The organism is Actinotignum vesiculae, assembly GCF_051267215.1.
Lineage (GTDB): Bacteria > Actinomycetota > Actinomycetes > Actinomycetales > Actinomycetaceae > Actinotignum > Actinotignum schaalii.
Genome location: NZ_JBOZGG010000005.1, coordinates 107992 through 124499 on the forward strand (window position 1 = coordinate 107992; position 16508 = coordinate 124499).

Here is a 16508-nt window from a genome sequence, read left to right on the forward strand (position 1 = left end):
TCTCTCACTCCGGGCACCGGCCGATGGCATGCGGCACCTACCTGCCCGGCCGGCCCCGCGCCAGTTAAGCTGCGCCGTCGTACCAACGAAGCTGCGCCGTCGTACCTATCGCGCCGGATGGACGCGCACCGCATGCTCGTTCGTGAAGGCACGCAAACCCCAGGCGCCCTCCTCGCGGCCGTAACCGGAACGATTAATTCCACCAAAAGGCCAGGTGGGCGCCGATTCGCGGTGCTTATTGATAATGGTCATCCCGGCCGCCAAACGCGCCGCGAAACGCTGCGCCTTCTCCAGATCCTGGCTCCACACCGAGGACTGCAAACCGTAGGCGGTGCTATTGGCCAGCTCGAGGGCTGCTTCCTCATCCGCCGCCCGGTAGAGCGCCACCACCGGCCCGAATAATTCGTTGCGAGCGATATCGTGGTCCGTGGGAATATCGGTGAGCAAGGCCGGGGTCATAAAGGCGCCCGGCCGGTCAATTTTGTGACCTCCGTAATGGCGGTGCGCTCCAGCGGCGACGGCGCTCGCCACCCGCCGCACCACCTCGTCCCTCGCCGCAATCGAGGACAGCGGCCCCATATCCGTGGCCGGGTCATCATAGGGACCCACCACGATGCTCGCGATCTCCGCGCGGGCCGCCGCGAGGAATTCCTCGAAAACACTATCCAGCACGATAATGCGCTTATTCGAGGTGCAGACCTGCCCGGCGTTGAACACGCGCGTGCGCACCGCCGCGCGGGCTACCGCGGCGATATCGGCGGCGTCCAGCACCACCATGGCATCATTGCCGCCCAGCTCCAGGAGGGAACGTTTCGTGTACTTCCCGGCCAGCTGCGCAACCGAGGATCCCGCCCGCTCCGAACCGGTCAGCGATACTCCTTTGACGCGCGGGTCCGCGAGGACTTTCTCCGTATCCGCAATATCCAGGTAGATATTCTGGTACACCCCGGCAGGCAGGCCGGCTTCGCGCAGCAGCGCCTCGAACGCAGCCGAGGAACGCGGGCAGATCTCCGCTTGTTTCATGAGAATCGTATTGCCGACCATGAGCTGGGGCAGCGCGAAGCGGGCAATCTGGGAATAGGGGAAGTTCCAGGGCATGATGCCCAGCAGCACGCCCAGCGGCTGGTGGAGCACGTAGGTGGGGATGCCATCCCCGGCATCCAGCGCGGTGGGTTCCAGGTAGCGCGGCGCGTTATCGGCGAACCAGTGGGCGTGCTGGCTGACGACGGCGAGCTCGGCGACGCCATCGCGCACCGGTTTGCCCATTTCCCGCCCGATAATATCGGCGAGCTCCGCCGAACGCTCCGTGATGAGCTCCCCGAAGCGGTGCAGGACCGCGGCGCGGGTGGCCATCGGGGTATCGCGCCAGCTGGTGAAGGCATCCCAGGAAGCGCTGATCACGCCCGGGATCGCGGCGGCGGGCAGGGAGGGGAAGCATTCTTCCACCTCGCCGGTATTGGGGTTATGCACGCGGTAGTGAGTCATAAGCCTAGCTTACTGTGTTGTGGCCCACTGTGCCGGGCAAACCCGGCTATCATGGGGACATTAGTCCTAAATTGAGAAAGGAGTGGTGAACGTGGGAGATTTCTTCACCGGGGAAAGCGCCCCGGGAATGATTGATTGGGCGTCGATGCCCACCTACAACACCATTATGGCCATCGCGGCCGGGGTGGGCCTGATCTTGGTTGGCCGGCTGCTGGTGCACTTGCGCAGCGCGGTTCCAGCGGGAGCGGTGGGAGCTGGCGATGCCGCGGGCGCAGCTGGCACTACGGGAGCTGGCGCCGCAGCATCCGTGCACGTAGCCGGCGCGGATGCCGATAAGGCCGTGAGCCTGGACGGCTACACCCTCGGCTTCTTCGTGACCGGCCTGATCCAGACGCTGACCGGCCTGCACATGTGCCTCACCTGGCCGCTGGCCGCCGGCGGCTTCCCCTTCGACAATATTATCTTCGGGGAAACCTGCCTCGGCTTCGGCGTGCTCCTGCTCGCGGCGAGTTTCATCCTGTGGAAGCGCGGGGATCGCATCCTCGCATCCAGCTCGCCTTTCCACACTTTCGCGCGGATCGCCCGCCCGGTCTCCATTTTCGCGCTGGCAATGGGCTTGGCCCTGCTTGCGATTATGTGCGCCGGGATGGTCTACCAGTTCTTCGCCGCACCTCCCCAGGAGCCGATTTCCGGGTCCTTCGCTGCCTACCCCTGGCTCGAGTCGATTGCCCTCTCCGCGGTCTTTGGCCTGGCCGGTGTGGGTGCGATTCTCTTCTTCGCCGCGGTGCGCCCGGATGCCCGCGGGCAGGTGCGCGGCGGCGTGGTGAGCGCCGCCTACTGGTGCCTGGTCATCAGCGGGGTCATCTTCATGCTCTTCGGTGCCATGAACTTCTATACCCATATCGGGCTCGTGGTCAATACCATGTAGCGCTGCCAGGCCGGCGCGTGGCCCGGTGGAGCTGCGGCCGCCCGCGGTGGCCGCAGCGGCGTCGTCGTACCTCACGTTTCTGGTACGACGACGCAGCACCGTTCCATCAGTGCACCACGCAAGCACGCACACAAAAGGGCCGCATCCCTTTCGGGACGCGGCCCTTGGCGTCATCCGTAGCGTTTAGAAAGCCGGGGTGTTGAGCCCCAAGCGCCGGAAGTGCTCCCGCGCTTCTTCCACGGCTTGTGGTGACGGCGGTACGACGTCTTCCAGTTGGTAGTCGTAGCCAAGTGAATGCCACTTGTCTCGCCCCATCTGGTGGAACGGTAGAACTTCAACGCGGCTCACCGCGTTCTTCCACCGTGCAACGATCTTCGCAACGTTCTCCACGTTCTCCGGATCGTCTGTCAGCCCGGGCACGAGTACGAAACGTACCCAGATTTCCTTGCCCGCGGCAGCCAATCGATCACCAAAATCAATGGTCGGTTGCAGTTCGCGGCCGGTCGTGCGCTTATATACTTCCTCGGATCCCGATTTCACGTCGAGCAACACCATGTCGATGTAACTCATCATTTCATCGTCGACGTTACGGCCGAGATAACCGGAGGTATCGATACACGTATGGATTCCCATTTCCTTGGCGCCACGAAGCACGGTCTTGAGGAAGGCGGGTTGCATTAAGCATTCGCCACCCGAGATCGTGATTCCGCCACCCGTCGCCTTGAACATGCGACGGTAGCGCTTCCAGCGCCGCAGCAATTCATCGGAATCCACCGGCTGACCGTCCTTCATGATGAAGGTGTCAGGGTTATGACAGTACAGGCACCGCAGGGGGCACCCTGCCATGAAGACTGTCATTCGGGTCCCGGGCCCGTCCACCGCGGTCACAAGTTCCCACGAGTGGACGGAACCGAGGGTTCCCTCGCGCATCTTGCGAAGCCGTTCTTTGCGTTCGATGTCGTCAAGGACATCGATGCCTCCCAGACCGGCCCCCTGCAACCGACCGGTCGGCGCTTCGAAATCTTGAAGGCCGACCGGTGCTAGTCGCAACTCAGCAGACAATGGTTATGCCGAGTGATGGAAGGTACGCGACAGAACGTCGAGCTGCTGTTCGCGGGTCAGCTTCACGAAGTTCACGGCGTAGCCGGAAACGCGAACGGTCAGGTTCGGGTACTTCTCGGGGTGATCAATCGCGTCCTCGAGGGTGGAGCGATCCAGCACGTTGATATTGGCGTGGTACAGACCCTGCACCCCACCGTTATCTTCGCGAGCAGCCTTCATCGACTCGAGACGCTCTTCGTAGGTCTTAGCCATTTTTTACCTTCTTTTCTTTGTTGGGGGTTGAATCTTAGAGTTTTAGTCTTCTTCAGCCATGAAGCCGGCGTCCATAATTCCGACCAGGTTCTTGACCTGCTCATCCTTATTGCGGCCGAGGCCAGCCGGCGTAATGGTATTCGTCAAGGAAATACCATCGAGGGCATCCTTGTAATCCAGCTTACCAACGGACATCATGGAGGCCACCATACCGTGGGTATCCATGCCGTTCTCCGGGTTCGCGCCCGGGGAGAACGGGGTGCCAGCCTTGTGGCCGGACGGGAAGGAACCCGTGGCCTTGCCGTACACCACGTTGGAGGTAATGGTCAGCACCGACTGGGTCGGGATGGCATCGCGGTACATCGGGATCGCCTTGATCTTCGCCATGATGGTGTGAACCACGGTTGCCGCGATGTCATCAGCGCGGTCATCATCATTACCGTAGATCGGGAAGGTGCCTTCCGTCTTGTAATCGACAACGAGGCCGGTTTCGTCGCGAACCGGGTAGACCTTCGCGTACTTGATCGCGGAAAGCGAGTCCGCCACGATGGACAGGCCGGCAATACCGCAACCCATGGTGCGGATGATCTCCGAATCGTGGAGAGCCATCTCCACCGCTTCGTAAGCGTAGCGGTCATGGCAGTAGTGGATGATGTTGAGAGCTTCAACGTAGGTGCCAACCACCCAGTCGAGCATCTCTTCGTACTTCTGCCAGACTTCGTCGAAGTCGAGCGGGCCGTCGCCTTCGAGCGGGGTGAACAGCCCCGGTTCGGTCACCTGCTTGCCGGTCATTTCATCGCGGCCGCCGTTGATGGCGTAGAGCAGGGCCTTAGCAGCGTTCACGCGAGCCCCGAAGAACTGCATCTGCTTGCCCACCCGCATCGGGGAAACGCAGCACGCGATGGCAGCGTCGTCGCCCCACTGGTTACGAATCTGTTCGTCAGATTCGTACTGGATGGACGAGGTTTCGATGGAAATGGCCGCGCAGAATTCCTTGTAGCCTTCCGGAAGCGCCGGATCCCAGAAAATGGTGATATTCGGTTCCGGAGCCGGACCCAGGTTACGCAGGGTCTGAAGCAGACGGAAGGAGGTCTTGGTGACGAGGGTACGCCCGTCATCACCGAAGCCAGCATCCGACCAGGTGGCCCAGTAGGGATCACCGGAGAAGATCTGATCGTAATCGATGGTGCGCAGGAAGCGGACGATACGCAGCTTCATGACGAGGTTGTCAATCATTTCCTGCGCGTCGGTTTCCGTGATAGTTCCGGCGGCCAGATCGCGCTCGAAGTAAATATCGAGGAAGGCGGAGAGGCGGCCGATGGACATGGCCGCGCCGTCCTGGCTCTTCACGGAAGCGAGGTAGCCGAAGTACAGCCACTGCACGGCTTCACGCGAGTTCTTCGCCGGGCCGGAAATATCGAAGCCGTAGATTTCACCGAGGGTCTTGAGCTTCTTCAGAGCCTTGATCTGCTCGGCGTGTTCCTCACGGAAACGAGCCCAGTGCTCGGAGAAGGGCTGATCGGCCACGGAATCCTTCATGGCCTGCTTCTCTTCGATGAGCTTATCCACACCGTAGAGGGCCACGCGGCGGTAGTCACCAATAATGCGGCCACGGCCGTAGGCATCCGGAAGACCGGTAATAATATGCGAGGAACGGGCCGCGCGAATACGCGGGGTGTAAATATCGAAGACCGCGTCATTGTGGGTCTTGCGGTAGCGGGTGAAGATCTTCTTGATCTCCGGGTTCACTTCCTTGCCCGCTTCCTTGATGGCGGTTTCCACCATGCGCCAGCCGCCATTGGGCATCATCGCGCGCTTGAGCGGAACATCCGTCTGCAGGCCGACGACGACGTCGTCGTCTTCGGAAATGTAGCCGGCGGGGAAAGCGTCAATATCGGCCGGGGTGTCGGTGTCGACGTCGTACACGCGACGGCGGCGCTCCTCGGAGAGGTAATTTTCCTCAAGAGACTCCCACAGCCGGGTGGTCTTCTCCGTCGGGCCGGCCAGGAACGAAGCATCCCCTTCGTAGGGGGTGTAGTTCTTCTGGATGAAGTCACGAACGTCAATGGCTTCATTCCAGGTGCCGGACGTGAAACCCGCCCAGGCTTCCTCTGTTGGGGTATCGGTAGCAGTGCGCTCCATGTGCGTCTAACTCTCCTTGTGTCGTGTCAGTACCCGTTATTATCCAAGCATAAAGCAATTTACAAGCGGAACAGATGTTCCGTAAGAAATTGCCGCACGCTTGCGTCCGCACCGTATCCACGCCTTCGCGTGAATCGCTACGGCACCGAGGTAACAAGTCCTGATTCTTTTACCTGTTGTCCGTATCAATCGGTCAGGCACAAGCGACTCTCGATTGTATTGTCCGGCACGGGCGGCGGGCGTATATCACTCGCTGTCCGCGCCTACATTTATCCTAACGCGCTTGCGCGAAAAAACATTCCCAGACACGTGAGATGAGCGGCGCACATTCCCGCGGCGCCCCCGGCGGGCGCGCCGACACGCGACTTCACGTCGCCACCCCTCTCACATGTGTGAGGAATCACTTTTTAGCTGCGAATGTTACTCCCATTCAATTGTTGCCGGAGGCTTGGAGGTGACGTCCAGAACCACGCGATTAACTTCCGCCACGGAGTTCGTGATGCGATTGGAAATATGGGCGAGCACATCGTAGGGAACCCGGGCCCAATCGGCCGTCATCGCATCCTCGGAAGAAACCGGGCGCAGCACGATGGGATGCCCGTAGGTGCGGTGGTCACCCTGCACGCCCACGGAATGCACCTCGGCCAGCAGCACCACCGGGCACTGCCAAATTTCGGCGTCCAGCCCGGCCGCGGTGAGTTCTTCACGGGCGATGGCATCGGCTTCGCGCAGGATGCGCAGATTATCTTCGGTGACTTCACCGATCACGCGGATCGCCAGGCCCGGCCCCGGGAAGGGCTGGCGGGCCACGATTTTCTCCGGCACGCCCAGTTCGCGCCCGATGGCACGCACCTCATCCTTGAAGAGGCTGCGCAGGGGTTCGATGAGCTCGAAATTCATATCTTCGGGCAGGCCGCCCACATTGTGGTGGCTCTTAATATTGGAGGCGCCTTCTCCCCCGCCGGATTCCACCACGTCCGGGTAGAGCGTACCCTGCACGAGGAATTTCACGTCTTCCCCGCCGCCGAGCTTATCTACCAACTGGCGCTGCGCGCTTTCGAAGGAGCGGATAAATTCGCGCCCGATAATCTTGCGCTTCGTTTCCGGATCGCGCACGCCGGCCAGCGCGGAGAGGAAGCGCTGGGATTCATCAATGGTGAAGATGCGAATGCCGGTGCTTTCCGCGTAATCGCGTTCCACCTGCTCGCGTTCGCCGGCGCGCAGCAGCCCGTGGTCGATAAAGAAGCAGGTGAGCTGGTCACCAATAGCTTTGTGCACGAGCGCCGCGGCAACCGAGGAATCCACCCCGCCCGAGAGCGCGCAGATCACCTGCGCGGAGCCGACCCGCTCGCGAATCTGAGCCACCTGCTCATCAATAATGGAGGACGGAGTCCAGTTCGGGCTGATTCCCGCGCCTTCGTAAAGGAAGTTTTCCAGGGCGGCCTGGCCGCGCTGAGAGTGGAGCACTTCCGGATGCCATTGCACGCCGAAGAGCCGGCGCTTGCGGTCTTCAAAAGCGGCCACCGGGGTTTCATCGGTGGCGGCGGTGACGGTGAAGCCTTCCGGGGCTTCACTCACGGCATCCCCGTGGCTCATCCACACGATTTGCTTATCTTCCAGACCGGCGAAAAGGCAGGAATCACCGGCGGTGCGGGCTTCGGTACGCCCGTATTCGCGGGTGCCGGTGCGCCCCACGCGCCCGCCCAGGGCCTGGGCCATGGCTTGGAAGCCGTAGCAGATACCGAGGATAGGCACCCCGGCCTCAAAAATGTCCTTATCGATTGCGGGCGCGCCTTCCGCGTACACGGATGCCGGGCCGCCGGAAAGAATAATGGCCGCGGGCTTCTTCGCCAGCATATCCGCAGCGGACATGGTGTGCGGAACAATTTCTGAATAAACGTGTGCTTCACGAACGCGCCGCGCGATGAGCTGAGCGTACTGCGCACCAAAATCGACAACAAGAACCGGGGAATTATCGCTGGTATTCACGCTGTTCATTCTAGTGATTAAAACGCGCCGGCGCCTACTGGGAGCCGGCCAACGCCCGGAAGGTTTCTAGGACCTTCGTCACCGGATAGGAACGACGACGCACACCCGCCCGCGTGGGCCTGAGCTGGGCATGCACATCAGCTCGCAAGATGTGAGATTATTTGAAGGGATATCCCGGCGTGGATACGCCTATTTTTTCAAGGGTCCTCACGGGCCGGAAGGATAAGAAAGTGACCTACAGCGTATATTTCACCGCGGTAGAAGGCAATGCGGGCACCCAGGCGGTGGCCAGCGCCTACGTTGATGTACTCACCTCTACTTACAAGAACGTCGGGGTGTTCCGGGCGTTCACCAACGGAAATATCGAAAATGACTCCGCCTTCCTTCAGCTGCTCGACCAGGTTGGCCGCGGCGAGGATCGCGATATCGCCTGGGGTTCGAGCCGGCAGGCTTACGTGGCAGATGAAGACGAGGCCATGACTCAGCTGGTGAACCGCTACACCGATTACGCCCAGAATTTCGATGCGGTTCTCATCCTGGGCATTCTGGATGGGGATCCCATTAATCCCGGGATGCTTTCGCGTACCGGCCGCACCATCGCCAACCTGGGCACCACCGGCATCGTTGCCGTATCGGCAGCGCAGCGCAGCGCCGCGCAGGTGGAAGTTGTTGCCCAGCTTTCCGCGAAGGAAATCAAGGATCGGTACGGCACCCTGAGCGCCCTCATTGTTATTGACGCTGATGAGACCGTCCCCACCACCATGCGTGACCTGGGCATTCCCACTATTTACCTGCCCGATGGCGAGGCTCGTTCCTTCACCGATAAGGATCGGGCCACCCTCATTGCCGCGATGGAAGAGGAATCCTCGGTTATTACCCCGCTCTCCTTCCAGGCTTCCCTGGCGGCCCGGGCCCGCAAGGCAAAGAAGCGCATTGTCATGCCGGAAGCCGAAGATGATCGCATTCTGCTGGCCACCTCCCAGATTCTGGCCCGCGATATCGCGGATATTACCCTGGTTGGGGACAAGGACGAGGTCCTCGCTCGCGCCGCTGAGCTCGGGGTGGATGTGTCCGGTGCGGAGATTATTTCGATTGATGATCCGGAGCGGGTGCGCCGCTACGCGGAGAAGTTCGCTGAGTTGCGCGCCAAGAAGGGCGTGACGTACGAGCAGGCCGTGGAGAAGATGAAGGATCCTTCCTACTACGGCACCATGATGGTCTACATGGGGGACGCTGACGGCATGGTTTCGGGAGCGAACCACACCACCGCGAATACCATTGTTCCTTCCTTCCAGACCATCAAGATGAAGCCCGGCACGAAGACGGTTTCCGGTGCCTTCCTCATGCTCATGGATGATCGCGTCTACGTGTACGCCGATTGCGCGGTCAATACCAATCCCACCCCGGAAGAGCTGGCCGGCATCGCTATTGATTCGGCCCGCACCGCCCAGCAATTCGGTATCGAGCCGCGCGTGGCGATGCTTTCCTACTCTTCGGGCACCTCCGGGAAGGGCCCGGATGTGGATGCGGTGCGCGAGGCCACGGAGCTCGCGAAGAGCCTGGCTCCCGAGGGCGTGCTGATTGACGGCCCGCTCCAGTATGACGCTTCGGTGGATGCCGCGGCGGCGAAGAAGAAGCTGCCGGATTCCCCGGTGGCCGGCCGCGCCACGGTTTTCGTTTTCCCGAACCTGAATGCCGGCAATATCGGCTACAAGGCCGTGCAGCGTTCTTCGGGCGCGGTGGCCGTGGGCCCGGTGCTCCAGGGCCTGAATAAGCCGGTGAATGATCTTTCCCGCGGCGCGCTCGTGGAGGATATCGTCAATACCGTGGCGATTACCGCGATCCAGGCGCAGGAATAAGCCGTAGCAACCGGAAATAACCTGCAATTCGCAGGAATCCGCAGGCATGAGCCGGAACAACCCGTATCCGGCATTACACTGAAGTTATAGGGGTGGGCCTCCACCCGGTCACAGACACAAGGAGATCATTTTGTCCGTTCTCGTAATTAATTCCGGCTCCTCCTCGATCAAGTACAAGGTCGTGGACCCCGAATCGGGTGAGGAACTCGCCTCGGGCCTCGTGGAGCAGATCGGTCTGCCCTCCGGCCACGTCAAGCACGAACACGGCGAGGACGTGCGCGAATGGGAAGGCCCCATTCCCAACCACGAAGTCGGTATGGAGAAGGTGCTCGAGTTCTTCGACGCCGCCGGCCCGTCCCTGCATGATGGCTCCATTCGCGCCGTCGGGCATCGCGTGGTCCAGGGTGGTAAGTACTTCGATGGCCCGGCGCTTATTACCGATGCGGTGCGCCAGAAGATCGAAGAGCTCCAGCCGCTCGGCCCGCTGCACAACCCGCCGGCCCTGGAGGGCATCAAGGTGGCGCAGCGCCTGCTGCCGAATGTCCCGCACGTGGCTGTTTTCGATACCGCGTTCTTCCAGAGCCTTCCGGAAGAAGCGGCGCGCTACGGCCTCAACCGCGAGATTGCCGATAAGTATGAGATCCGCCGTTACGGCGCGCACGGTACTTCGCACCAGTATGTTTCTGGCGAGGTAGCGAAGATCCTGGGCCGTGATGATCTCAAGCAGATCGTGCTGCATATCGGTAACGGCGCTTCGGTGTCCGCGGTGGATTCGGGCCGCGCGGTGGAGACCTCCATGGGCCTGACCCCGCTCGAGGGCCTCGTTATGGGTGGGCGCACCGGCGATATTGATCCGGCCGCGGTCTTCCATCTGGCTCGCCAGGCGAAGATGTCCATTGATGAGATCGATAAGCTCTTCAACCGCCAGTCCGGTATGGCCGGGCTGACCGGCTCTTCCGATCTGCGCGATGTGCACGCGATGGTGGAGAAAGGTGATGAGAACGCGAAGGAAGCGGTGGATATTTACGTTCATCGCATCGTCAAGTACATCGGCTCCTACACCGCGATTCTTGGCGGCCTGGATGCCCTGACCTTCACCGCCGGTGTGGGCGAGAATGACGATATCATCCGCAAGGAAGTCCTGGACCGCCTGGCTCCCTTCGGTGTCAAGTACGATGCCGAAAAGAATGCCACACGCTCGAAGAACGCGCGGGAGATCTCCACGGAGGATTCCACGGTGCATGTGCTCGTGGTTCCCACCAATGAGGAGCTGGCCATCGCCCAGCAGGCTATGACGCTCGTCTAAGCCCGCGCCCGTTATTTTCGGGTACGACGACGCAGTGGGGGGAGTAACCATTCCGGTTACTCCCCCCACTCATTGGGCTGCGTGGTAATTGAGGAGTGATTGCTAGCCAAGGCTGGCACCCATATCCGGGGCTGAGGTTGGCGCCCATTCCGGAGCCGGGGCCATTAATTCGCTACAGGTTTTCGGGGGCCGGGGCTGCGACTCGCTTCCGGATGAGGGTAATGAGCTCGGGAAGCACCGTGTAGAGGTCTCCGACAATTCCGTAATCGCAGAATTCGAACATTTCCGCTTCGGGATCATTATTGATCACCACGATGACTCCGGAATCCGTGACTCCCGCGGTGTGATGCGGCTGGCCAGAAATACCGATGGCGATATACAAATCCGGGGCGATGACCGTGCCCGAGAGCCCCACGTAGGAATCACGCGGGAGCCAGGCATCCCCTTCGGCCAGCGGGCGGGTTGCGCCTTCCGCGGCATCGAGCACCTCGGCGAGTTCGTGGAAGAGCCGCAGGTCTTCCTTGGCGGCGAAACCGCGGCCGGCACCGACTACCCGGGTGGCGGTGGCCAAGCGCCGCTCGGACACATCTTCCGATTCGGCTGCCGTGATCCGCGCCGGCGCTATCGCGCCGGCCGGGGCCGCGACCTTAGATACCGGGGTGCTGCCAGCACCCGCCGCATCACCAAAGCCCGAGGCAGCTCCAGCACAAGCCGCCGTACCGGGCAGCGAACCGATCACGCCCACGAAGGTCACTCCCACGCGCGCGTAGGTTTCCAGGGAGATAGCCCCGAAACGCCCGCTGACCACGTGCTCGGCGCTGACTTCGCGCACATCGGTGAGGATGGGCCAGCCGCGCCGGCCGGCGATTTCCCCGCCCAGCGCGCGTTCGCTCGGCTCATTAGGAACCAGCACAATATCCCCGGGCTGGGCATCCACGAGATTCGTGAGCGCCGCGCTCAGGGCTTCGGCCGGCACATCACTCGGGTGTGTGATGACCTGCACGCTGGTGGCGTCCGGGAACGCGGGCAGCTGCGCGCTTCCCGAACCCGCTTCATCTTCGGGAACGAGGGCGATCACATGAACCGCGTCGTAGCGGCGCAGGGCCGGGAGGAAAGGCGAAATAGTAGCGCCGGAGCTAATAATCCACACCGCGTGCTCCGGAACCGAACCGGTGGCGGAGGAAGCTTCCGCGCCCGAAGTACCGGCGGCGTGAGGGGCGGCGTCGTCGCCAGAAATGCCCGTGGAACCGGCGTTCGGCAGCAGGCCGCGCCGGTCCAAGATCCCAACGAGTTCAGCCACGGCGCCGGGGCCGTCGAGGATTTGGTGGAGGCGGCGCTGGACGGGCGGAACCGCGCGGGCGATGGGGTCGAGGGTGCGCCCTTCCATATCGCCGAGGTCGGCGGCGGTGAGGAGCTGGGCGGGTTTCTTGGCGGCGTCGAGGATATCTTTCATGGCCGGGACTTTGACGGCCGCGGCGTCGGACGTGACCGCGATGACGACCGGGCCGGCCACGCGCACCTCGCGCCGTTGCCCGCCGGTGTGCTGGGTGAGGAGGAGCTCCTCCCCTTCGGTGCGAATGGCGGAAACATCCTGGAAAGAGGGCCAGCCCAGTGCCCCGGCGATCACGCCGGAGACCATTTTCGAGCCTTCGTCGGTGGAACCCGGGCCGGTGATAAGCGCGGTGATGGTGCCGTCGCGCTGCACCACTCGTGCCAGGGCTTCGCCCACCGCGGTGGAATTCCAGCTGGTGGTGGCATCATCACTCACCACGAGCAGGCGATCCGGGCCTTTGGACAGCGCGTTTTTGCGCAGCGCCGGGGTGCCGATGGAGTCGGGGCCCAGGGTGATTCCCACAACCTCGGTGCCCAGGGAGTCGCCGAGTTCCCGCGCTGCCCGCATGGCAACGGCGTCGTCGTCGCTAATGGAGAGGCGCGCGCCGCTCCAATCCACCACACCGGAATCCAGCACGTGCGCTGAACGTGGATCGCCGGCAATTTTGTAGGCAACCGCAATGGTCATAAGTGTCCCCTGACGTAGGCGTTAGGCTTGCACATAATCTTAGCTCTCTCGCGGCGCGGTGGGCTGCTCGGGGTCCGGCCTCCCCGCGGCGGGCTGCTCGGGATCCGGCTTCCCCGCGGCGGGCTGCTCGGGGTCGAGACTCCCCGCGGCGGGCTCCACGAAGGATTGGTTCGACGACGCTGCCCCCGGCTGCGCGGGCCCGGGCTGCGCATCCTCATCGGGCAGGCGCGAGCCGAGCGCTTCGGAGAGCACCTGCGGGGCGGCGGCGCTGCGGCCGGCAAAGAAGAGCGCCACGATCATCATGGCCAGGCCGGTCCACAGGTTGAGGTTGATGCCCGCGGCTTTGGCCAGGTCCTCCTCGGTCACGAAGAAGAGCCCGTAGCCGGCCAGCATCGTTCCGAAAACCCCGAACATGATGGCGATCCAGGTGCGCAGGTCGAAAAGCGAGAGCCGCCCGAGGCGCGCCTCGGGGAGGTGCGGCGCCGGCGCCGAAGCGGACTCGCCGCCCGCTGCACCCGCGTGGCCCGATTGCACGGGCGCCGAAGCTGGCGCGGCGCTCCGCCGAGCTGCGTCGTCGTTCATAGATTCGTATCCCTTCATTTACAGCACCACATTGAGGACCGTGCACACCGCGAGCACCGCGATGCCCAGCGGCACCGGTTCTTCCCACCAGTGCAGTTTTTCGCCGGTGAGGGCGCGTTCGCGGGCTTCGGCCACCCGGGCTTCGTGCAGTTTCGGGGCCGGCTGGGCGCCCTTAATATCCATCTTGACGCGCCCCCACACCAAGCCGTCGAGTTCCTCGATGGGCTTGGGGCGCGTGACCTTCGTGACGAGCACCGACACGATGAAATCGGCAATAAAAGCGACACCGGAAGCCGTGAAGGAAGCCGCCTGGGAAGAATTGAAGTCCAGCAGCCCGTTCGCGTAGCCCAGCTGGATAAACCCGGCTCCGGCCGCGCCGGCCACCAGGCCCCACAGCCCGGCCTGCGGGCTCATGCGCGCCCAGAACATTCCCATAATGAAGGTGGCGAAAAGCGGGGCGTTGAAAATGGACTGCAACATCTGGGTGTAGTCCTGAATATTGGAGAATTCCGCCGCGATAAAGGCCGCCCCGATGGCGATAAGCACCCCGATAATCGTCAGGCGGCGCCCGATTTTAATGTAGTAGGTGTCCTTGCGGCCCGGGCGCACGTACGTTTCCCAAATATCGTAGGTGACCACGGTATTGAAAGAAGAAACATTCGCCGCCATTCCAGCCATAAAGGCCGCGATCAGCCCGGCCAGCGCCATGCCCAGCAGCCCGTGCGGGAGCACCTCCCCCATAAGCGCCGGGAAGGCTTCGTTATGCGTGATCTCGCCGGTGTGCAGCTGCGGGATGAGAACCGCGGCAATCAGCCCGGGCACGATAATAATGAGCGGCAAGAACATTTTCGGGATCGCCGCGAGGATCGGAGTCAGGCGCGCGGAACGCATATCTTTGGCGGACAGCGCGCGCTGCACCTCGGTGAAATTTGTGGTCCAATACCCGAAGGAATTCACGAAGCCCATCCCCAGCAGCAGCGCGATCCAATTCCCGTACGGGTTCGTGGTGTTCCCGAGTCCGGTTCCGCCCCACACATCCAGGCCGTTCGGGCCGAGCACCTGGGTTTCGTTGAGGGCGTTGACCAGCCCGGCCGGTCCGCCCACCCGCGCCAGCCCGGCGATGGTCAGCGGGGTGAGCACCGCAACGATGAGCAGGAATTGCAGCACCTCGTTGTACATGGTGGCGGTGAGCCCGCCCATCACCGTGTAGACCAGCACCACGCCGGCCGCGATAATAATCGAAGCCCACAGCGGCACCCCGATAAGCACATTAATGAGGAGGGCGAGGGCGAAAAGATTGATGCCGGCCACCAGGATGGTCGCCACCGAGAAAATCACCGATTGGTAGAGGTGGGTGGGCCGGTCGAAACGCAAACGCAGGTATTCGGGAACCGAACGGACCCGCGAGCCGTAATAGAAGGGCATCATAATGAGCCCGAGGAAGATCATGGCCGGCACCGCGCCGATCCAGTAGTAATGCACCGTGGGCAGGCCGTATTGGGAGCCGGAGGCCGCCATCCCGATGAGTTCTACCGCCCCGATATTCGCGGAGAGGAAAGCCAGCGCGCAGATCCACGCCGGCAGCGAACGCCCGGAGAGGAAAAAATCCTCCGAGGTAGTGACTTTGCGCCGGGTGACCACGCCGATGACGAGGACCAGCACCAGGTAGAGCACCACGAAGCTGTAGTCGAAAGCGCTCGCGTCGAGCCGCAAATCCATGTTTTAGCCCTCAATTTCGGCCAGGGATACCACGCGGTGCTCGCGTTGCGATAACCGCACGGCTTCCGCGATGCGCAGGGAGGCGACGGCATCGTCCACCGTGGCAGGAATCTCCCCGCGGCCCGCAACCACCTCCAAAAACGCCTCGATTTCGCGTTCGTAGCAGGCGGCGAAACGGGCGATGAAATCCACCCAGGCGGACTCCTCCGGATAGGACACCCCATCCTCGAGGGAGCGCACGGGGAGTTTGCTATCGAAGCCGACCGCGAGGGTCTGCTCGGTGCCGTGCAGCTCCATGCGCACGTCGTAGCCGTGGCCGTTGAAACGCGAGGATTGCGCGGTGGCGAGCACATCGCCTTCCAGGCGCAGCACCGCCGCGGTTTCGCACACATCGCCGAAGTCACGGAAATCGGCCAGGCCCAGATCGGTGCCGAACGCCATGACCTCGGTGACTTCGCGCCCGGTGACCCAGCGCAGCATATCGAAATCGTGGATGAGGCAGTCGATGTAAATTCCGCCCGAGGCCGCCAGGAATTCGCGGGCGGCCGGGGCCTGATCCATGGTTCCCATGCTCAGGCGGCGCAGCTCGCCCAGGCTTTTTTCGCGCACCGCCGCGCGGGCCCGGGTGTAGGCGGTATCGAAGCGGCGCTGGAAGCCGACTTGGATGCGGGCTCCGCGCGCGCGGGCGGCTTCGCGCACTTTCAGGGTCGAGGCCAGCGAGGTGGATACCGGCTTCTCGGTGAACATAGGAATGCCCAGCTCCATGCCGCGCAGCAGCTGTTCGGCATGCACATCCGTGGGGCTGGTGAGGACCAGGGCGTCCAGGGTGACATCCGTGAGGGTAGCCTCCACGCTGGCTTCACTGATGCGGGCGCGAGTTGCAGCCTCACCTTCCAGTTCGGAAACGACGGCGGCACTGCGCTCAGGTTTCGGTTCGGCAATAACAAGTTCATCAACACGGTGGGCGAGAATGCGCGCGTGCATCAACCCGGCGCGGCCCGCTCCCAGTAAACCAATTTTCAACAGGGATTCCTTCCAAACGTGTCATTAGCCTAGATCAATTCCCCCGAGGCGTGCGAGATGTGAGTCATACCTCATAGCACTTGCAGCAGAGTCGGTTCTGTGGTTCATTAGTTATGTAACTAACCAAGGAGGGAGGGCGTG

At 62.4% G+C, this 16508-nt stretch carries 10 protein-coding genes and 1 pseudogene; 3 read left to right on the forward strand and 8 right to left on the reverse strand.

Features of this window, described 5'->3' with window-relative positions:
- Window positions 1–105: 105 nt before the first annotated feature.
- Window positions 106–1485 carry an aldehyde dehydrogenase family protein gene (locus ACRQHG_RS04175; RefSeq protein WP_435710922.1) on the reverse strand — a complete coding sequence of 460 codons (1380 nt, stop codon included), beginning with the start codon at window positions 1483–1485 and terminating at the stop codon, window positions 106–108.
- Window positions 1486–1570: 85 nt separating this feature from the next.
- Here ACRQHG_RS04175 and ACRQHG_RS04180 point away from each other — a divergent pair, with 85 nt between their 5' ends.
- Window positions 1571–2413, forward strand: a complete 843-nt coding sequence (locus ACRQHG_RS04180) for a DUF981 family protein (protein ID WP_435710924.1) — start codon at window positions 1571–1573, stop codon at window positions 2411–2413.
- A 183-nt stretch (window positions 2414–2596) separates the two neighbouring features.
- Here the strand turns inward: ACRQHG_RS04180 and pflA are convergent, their stop codons facing one another.
- From pflA to guaA, 3 genes and pseudogenes are all read right to left on the reverse strand, one after another.
- Window positions 2597–3475: a pyruvate formate-lyase-activating protein gene (gene pflA, locus ACRQHG_RS04185; protein WP_051278118.1), complete on the reverse strand. Its 879-nt coding sequence runs from the start codon at window positions 3473–3475 to the stop codon at window positions 2597–2599.
- A gap of 3 nt (window positions 3476–3478) precedes the next feature.
- Window positions 3479–5869, reverse strand: a pseudogene (gene pflB / locus ACRQHG_RS04190) (formate C-acetyltransferase).
- A gap of 420 nt (window positions 5870–6289) precedes the next feature.
- Window positions 6290–7867 (reverse strand): glutamine-hydrolyzing GMP synthase, encoded by a 1578-nt coding sequence (gene guaA, locus ACRQHG_RS04195; RefSeq protein WP_016443034.1) that lies wholly within the window; start codon window positions 7865–7867, stop codon window positions 6290–6292.
- 221 nt (window positions 7868–8088) lie between these two features.
- On the opposite strand from guaA, the gene pta reads away from it, so the two are divergent.
- Window positions 8089–9717, forward strand: a complete 1629-nt coding sequence (gene pta / locus ACRQHG_RS04200) for a phosphate acetyltransferase (RefSeq protein WP_435710927.1) — start codon at window positions 8089–8091, stop codon at window positions 9715–9717.
- 130 nt (window positions 9718–9847) lie between these two features.
- On the forward strand, window positions 9848–11023 hold the full coding sequence (locus ACRQHG_RS04205) for an acetate/propionate family kinase (RefSeq protein ID WP_026428236.1): 1176 nt from the start codon (window positions 9848–9850) through the stop codon (window positions 11021–11023).
- A 172-nt stretch (window positions 11024–11195) separates the two neighbouring features.
- Here ACRQHG_RS04205 and ACRQHG_RS04210 read toward each other — a convergent pair whose 3' ends face one another.
- The 4 genes from ACRQHG_RS04210 to ACRQHG_RS04225 are packed head-to-tail and all read right to left on the reverse strand — an operon-like array spanning window position 11196 to window position 16367.
- Window positions 11196–13043, reverse strand: a complete 1848-nt coding sequence (locus tag ACRQHG_RS04210; protein ID WP_435710928.1) for an FAD-binding protein — start codon at window positions 13041–13043, stop codon at window positions 11196–11198.
- 39 nt (window positions 13044–13082) lie between these two features.
- Window positions 13083–13643 (reverse strand): hypothetical protein, encoded by a 561-nt coding sequence (locus ACRQHG_RS04215; protein ID WP_435710929.1) that lies wholly within the window; start codon window positions 13641–13643, stop codon window positions 13083–13085.
- Window positions 13644–15344 (reverse strand): sodium:solute symporter family protein, encoded by a 1701-nt coding sequence (locus ACRQHG_RS04220; protein WP_087070574.1) that lies wholly within the window; start codon window positions 15342–15344, stop codon window positions 13644–13646. It abuts the gene before it with no gap.
- Between the two features lie 3 nt (window positions 15345–15347).
- The gene (locus ACRQHG_RS04225; RefSeq protein ID WP_087070573.1) at window positions 15348–16367 is read right to left on the reverse strand and encodes a Gfo/Idh/MocA family protein; all 1020 of its coding nucleotides are present in this window, start codon (window positions 16365–16367) and stop codon (window positions 15348–15350) included.
- Window positions 16368–16508: the final 141 nt, after the last annotated feature.

Bases quoted from the DNA above. Each gene is read 5' to 3' on its own strand.
- ACRQHG_RS04175 (WP_435710922.1), bottom strand. From the start codon at position 1,485: ATGACTCACTACCGCGTGCATAACCCCAATACCGGCGAGGTGGAAGAA.
- guaA (WP_016443034.1), bottom strand. From the start codon at position 7,867: ATGAACAGCGTGAATACCAGCGATAATTCCCCGGTTCTTGTTGTCGAT.
- ACRQHG_RS04210 (WP_435710928.1), bottom strand. From the start codon at position 13,043: ATGACCATTGCGGTTGCCTACAAAATTGCCGGCGATCCACGTTCAGCG.
- ACRQHG_RS04215 (WP_435710929.1), bottom strand. From the start codon at position 13,643: ATGAAGGGATACGAATCTATGAACGACGACGCAGCTCGGCGGAGCGCC.
- ACRQHG_RS04220 (WP_087070574.1), bottom strand. From the start codon at position 15,344: ATGGATTTGCGGCTCGACGCGAGCGCTTTCGACTACAGCTTCGTGGTG.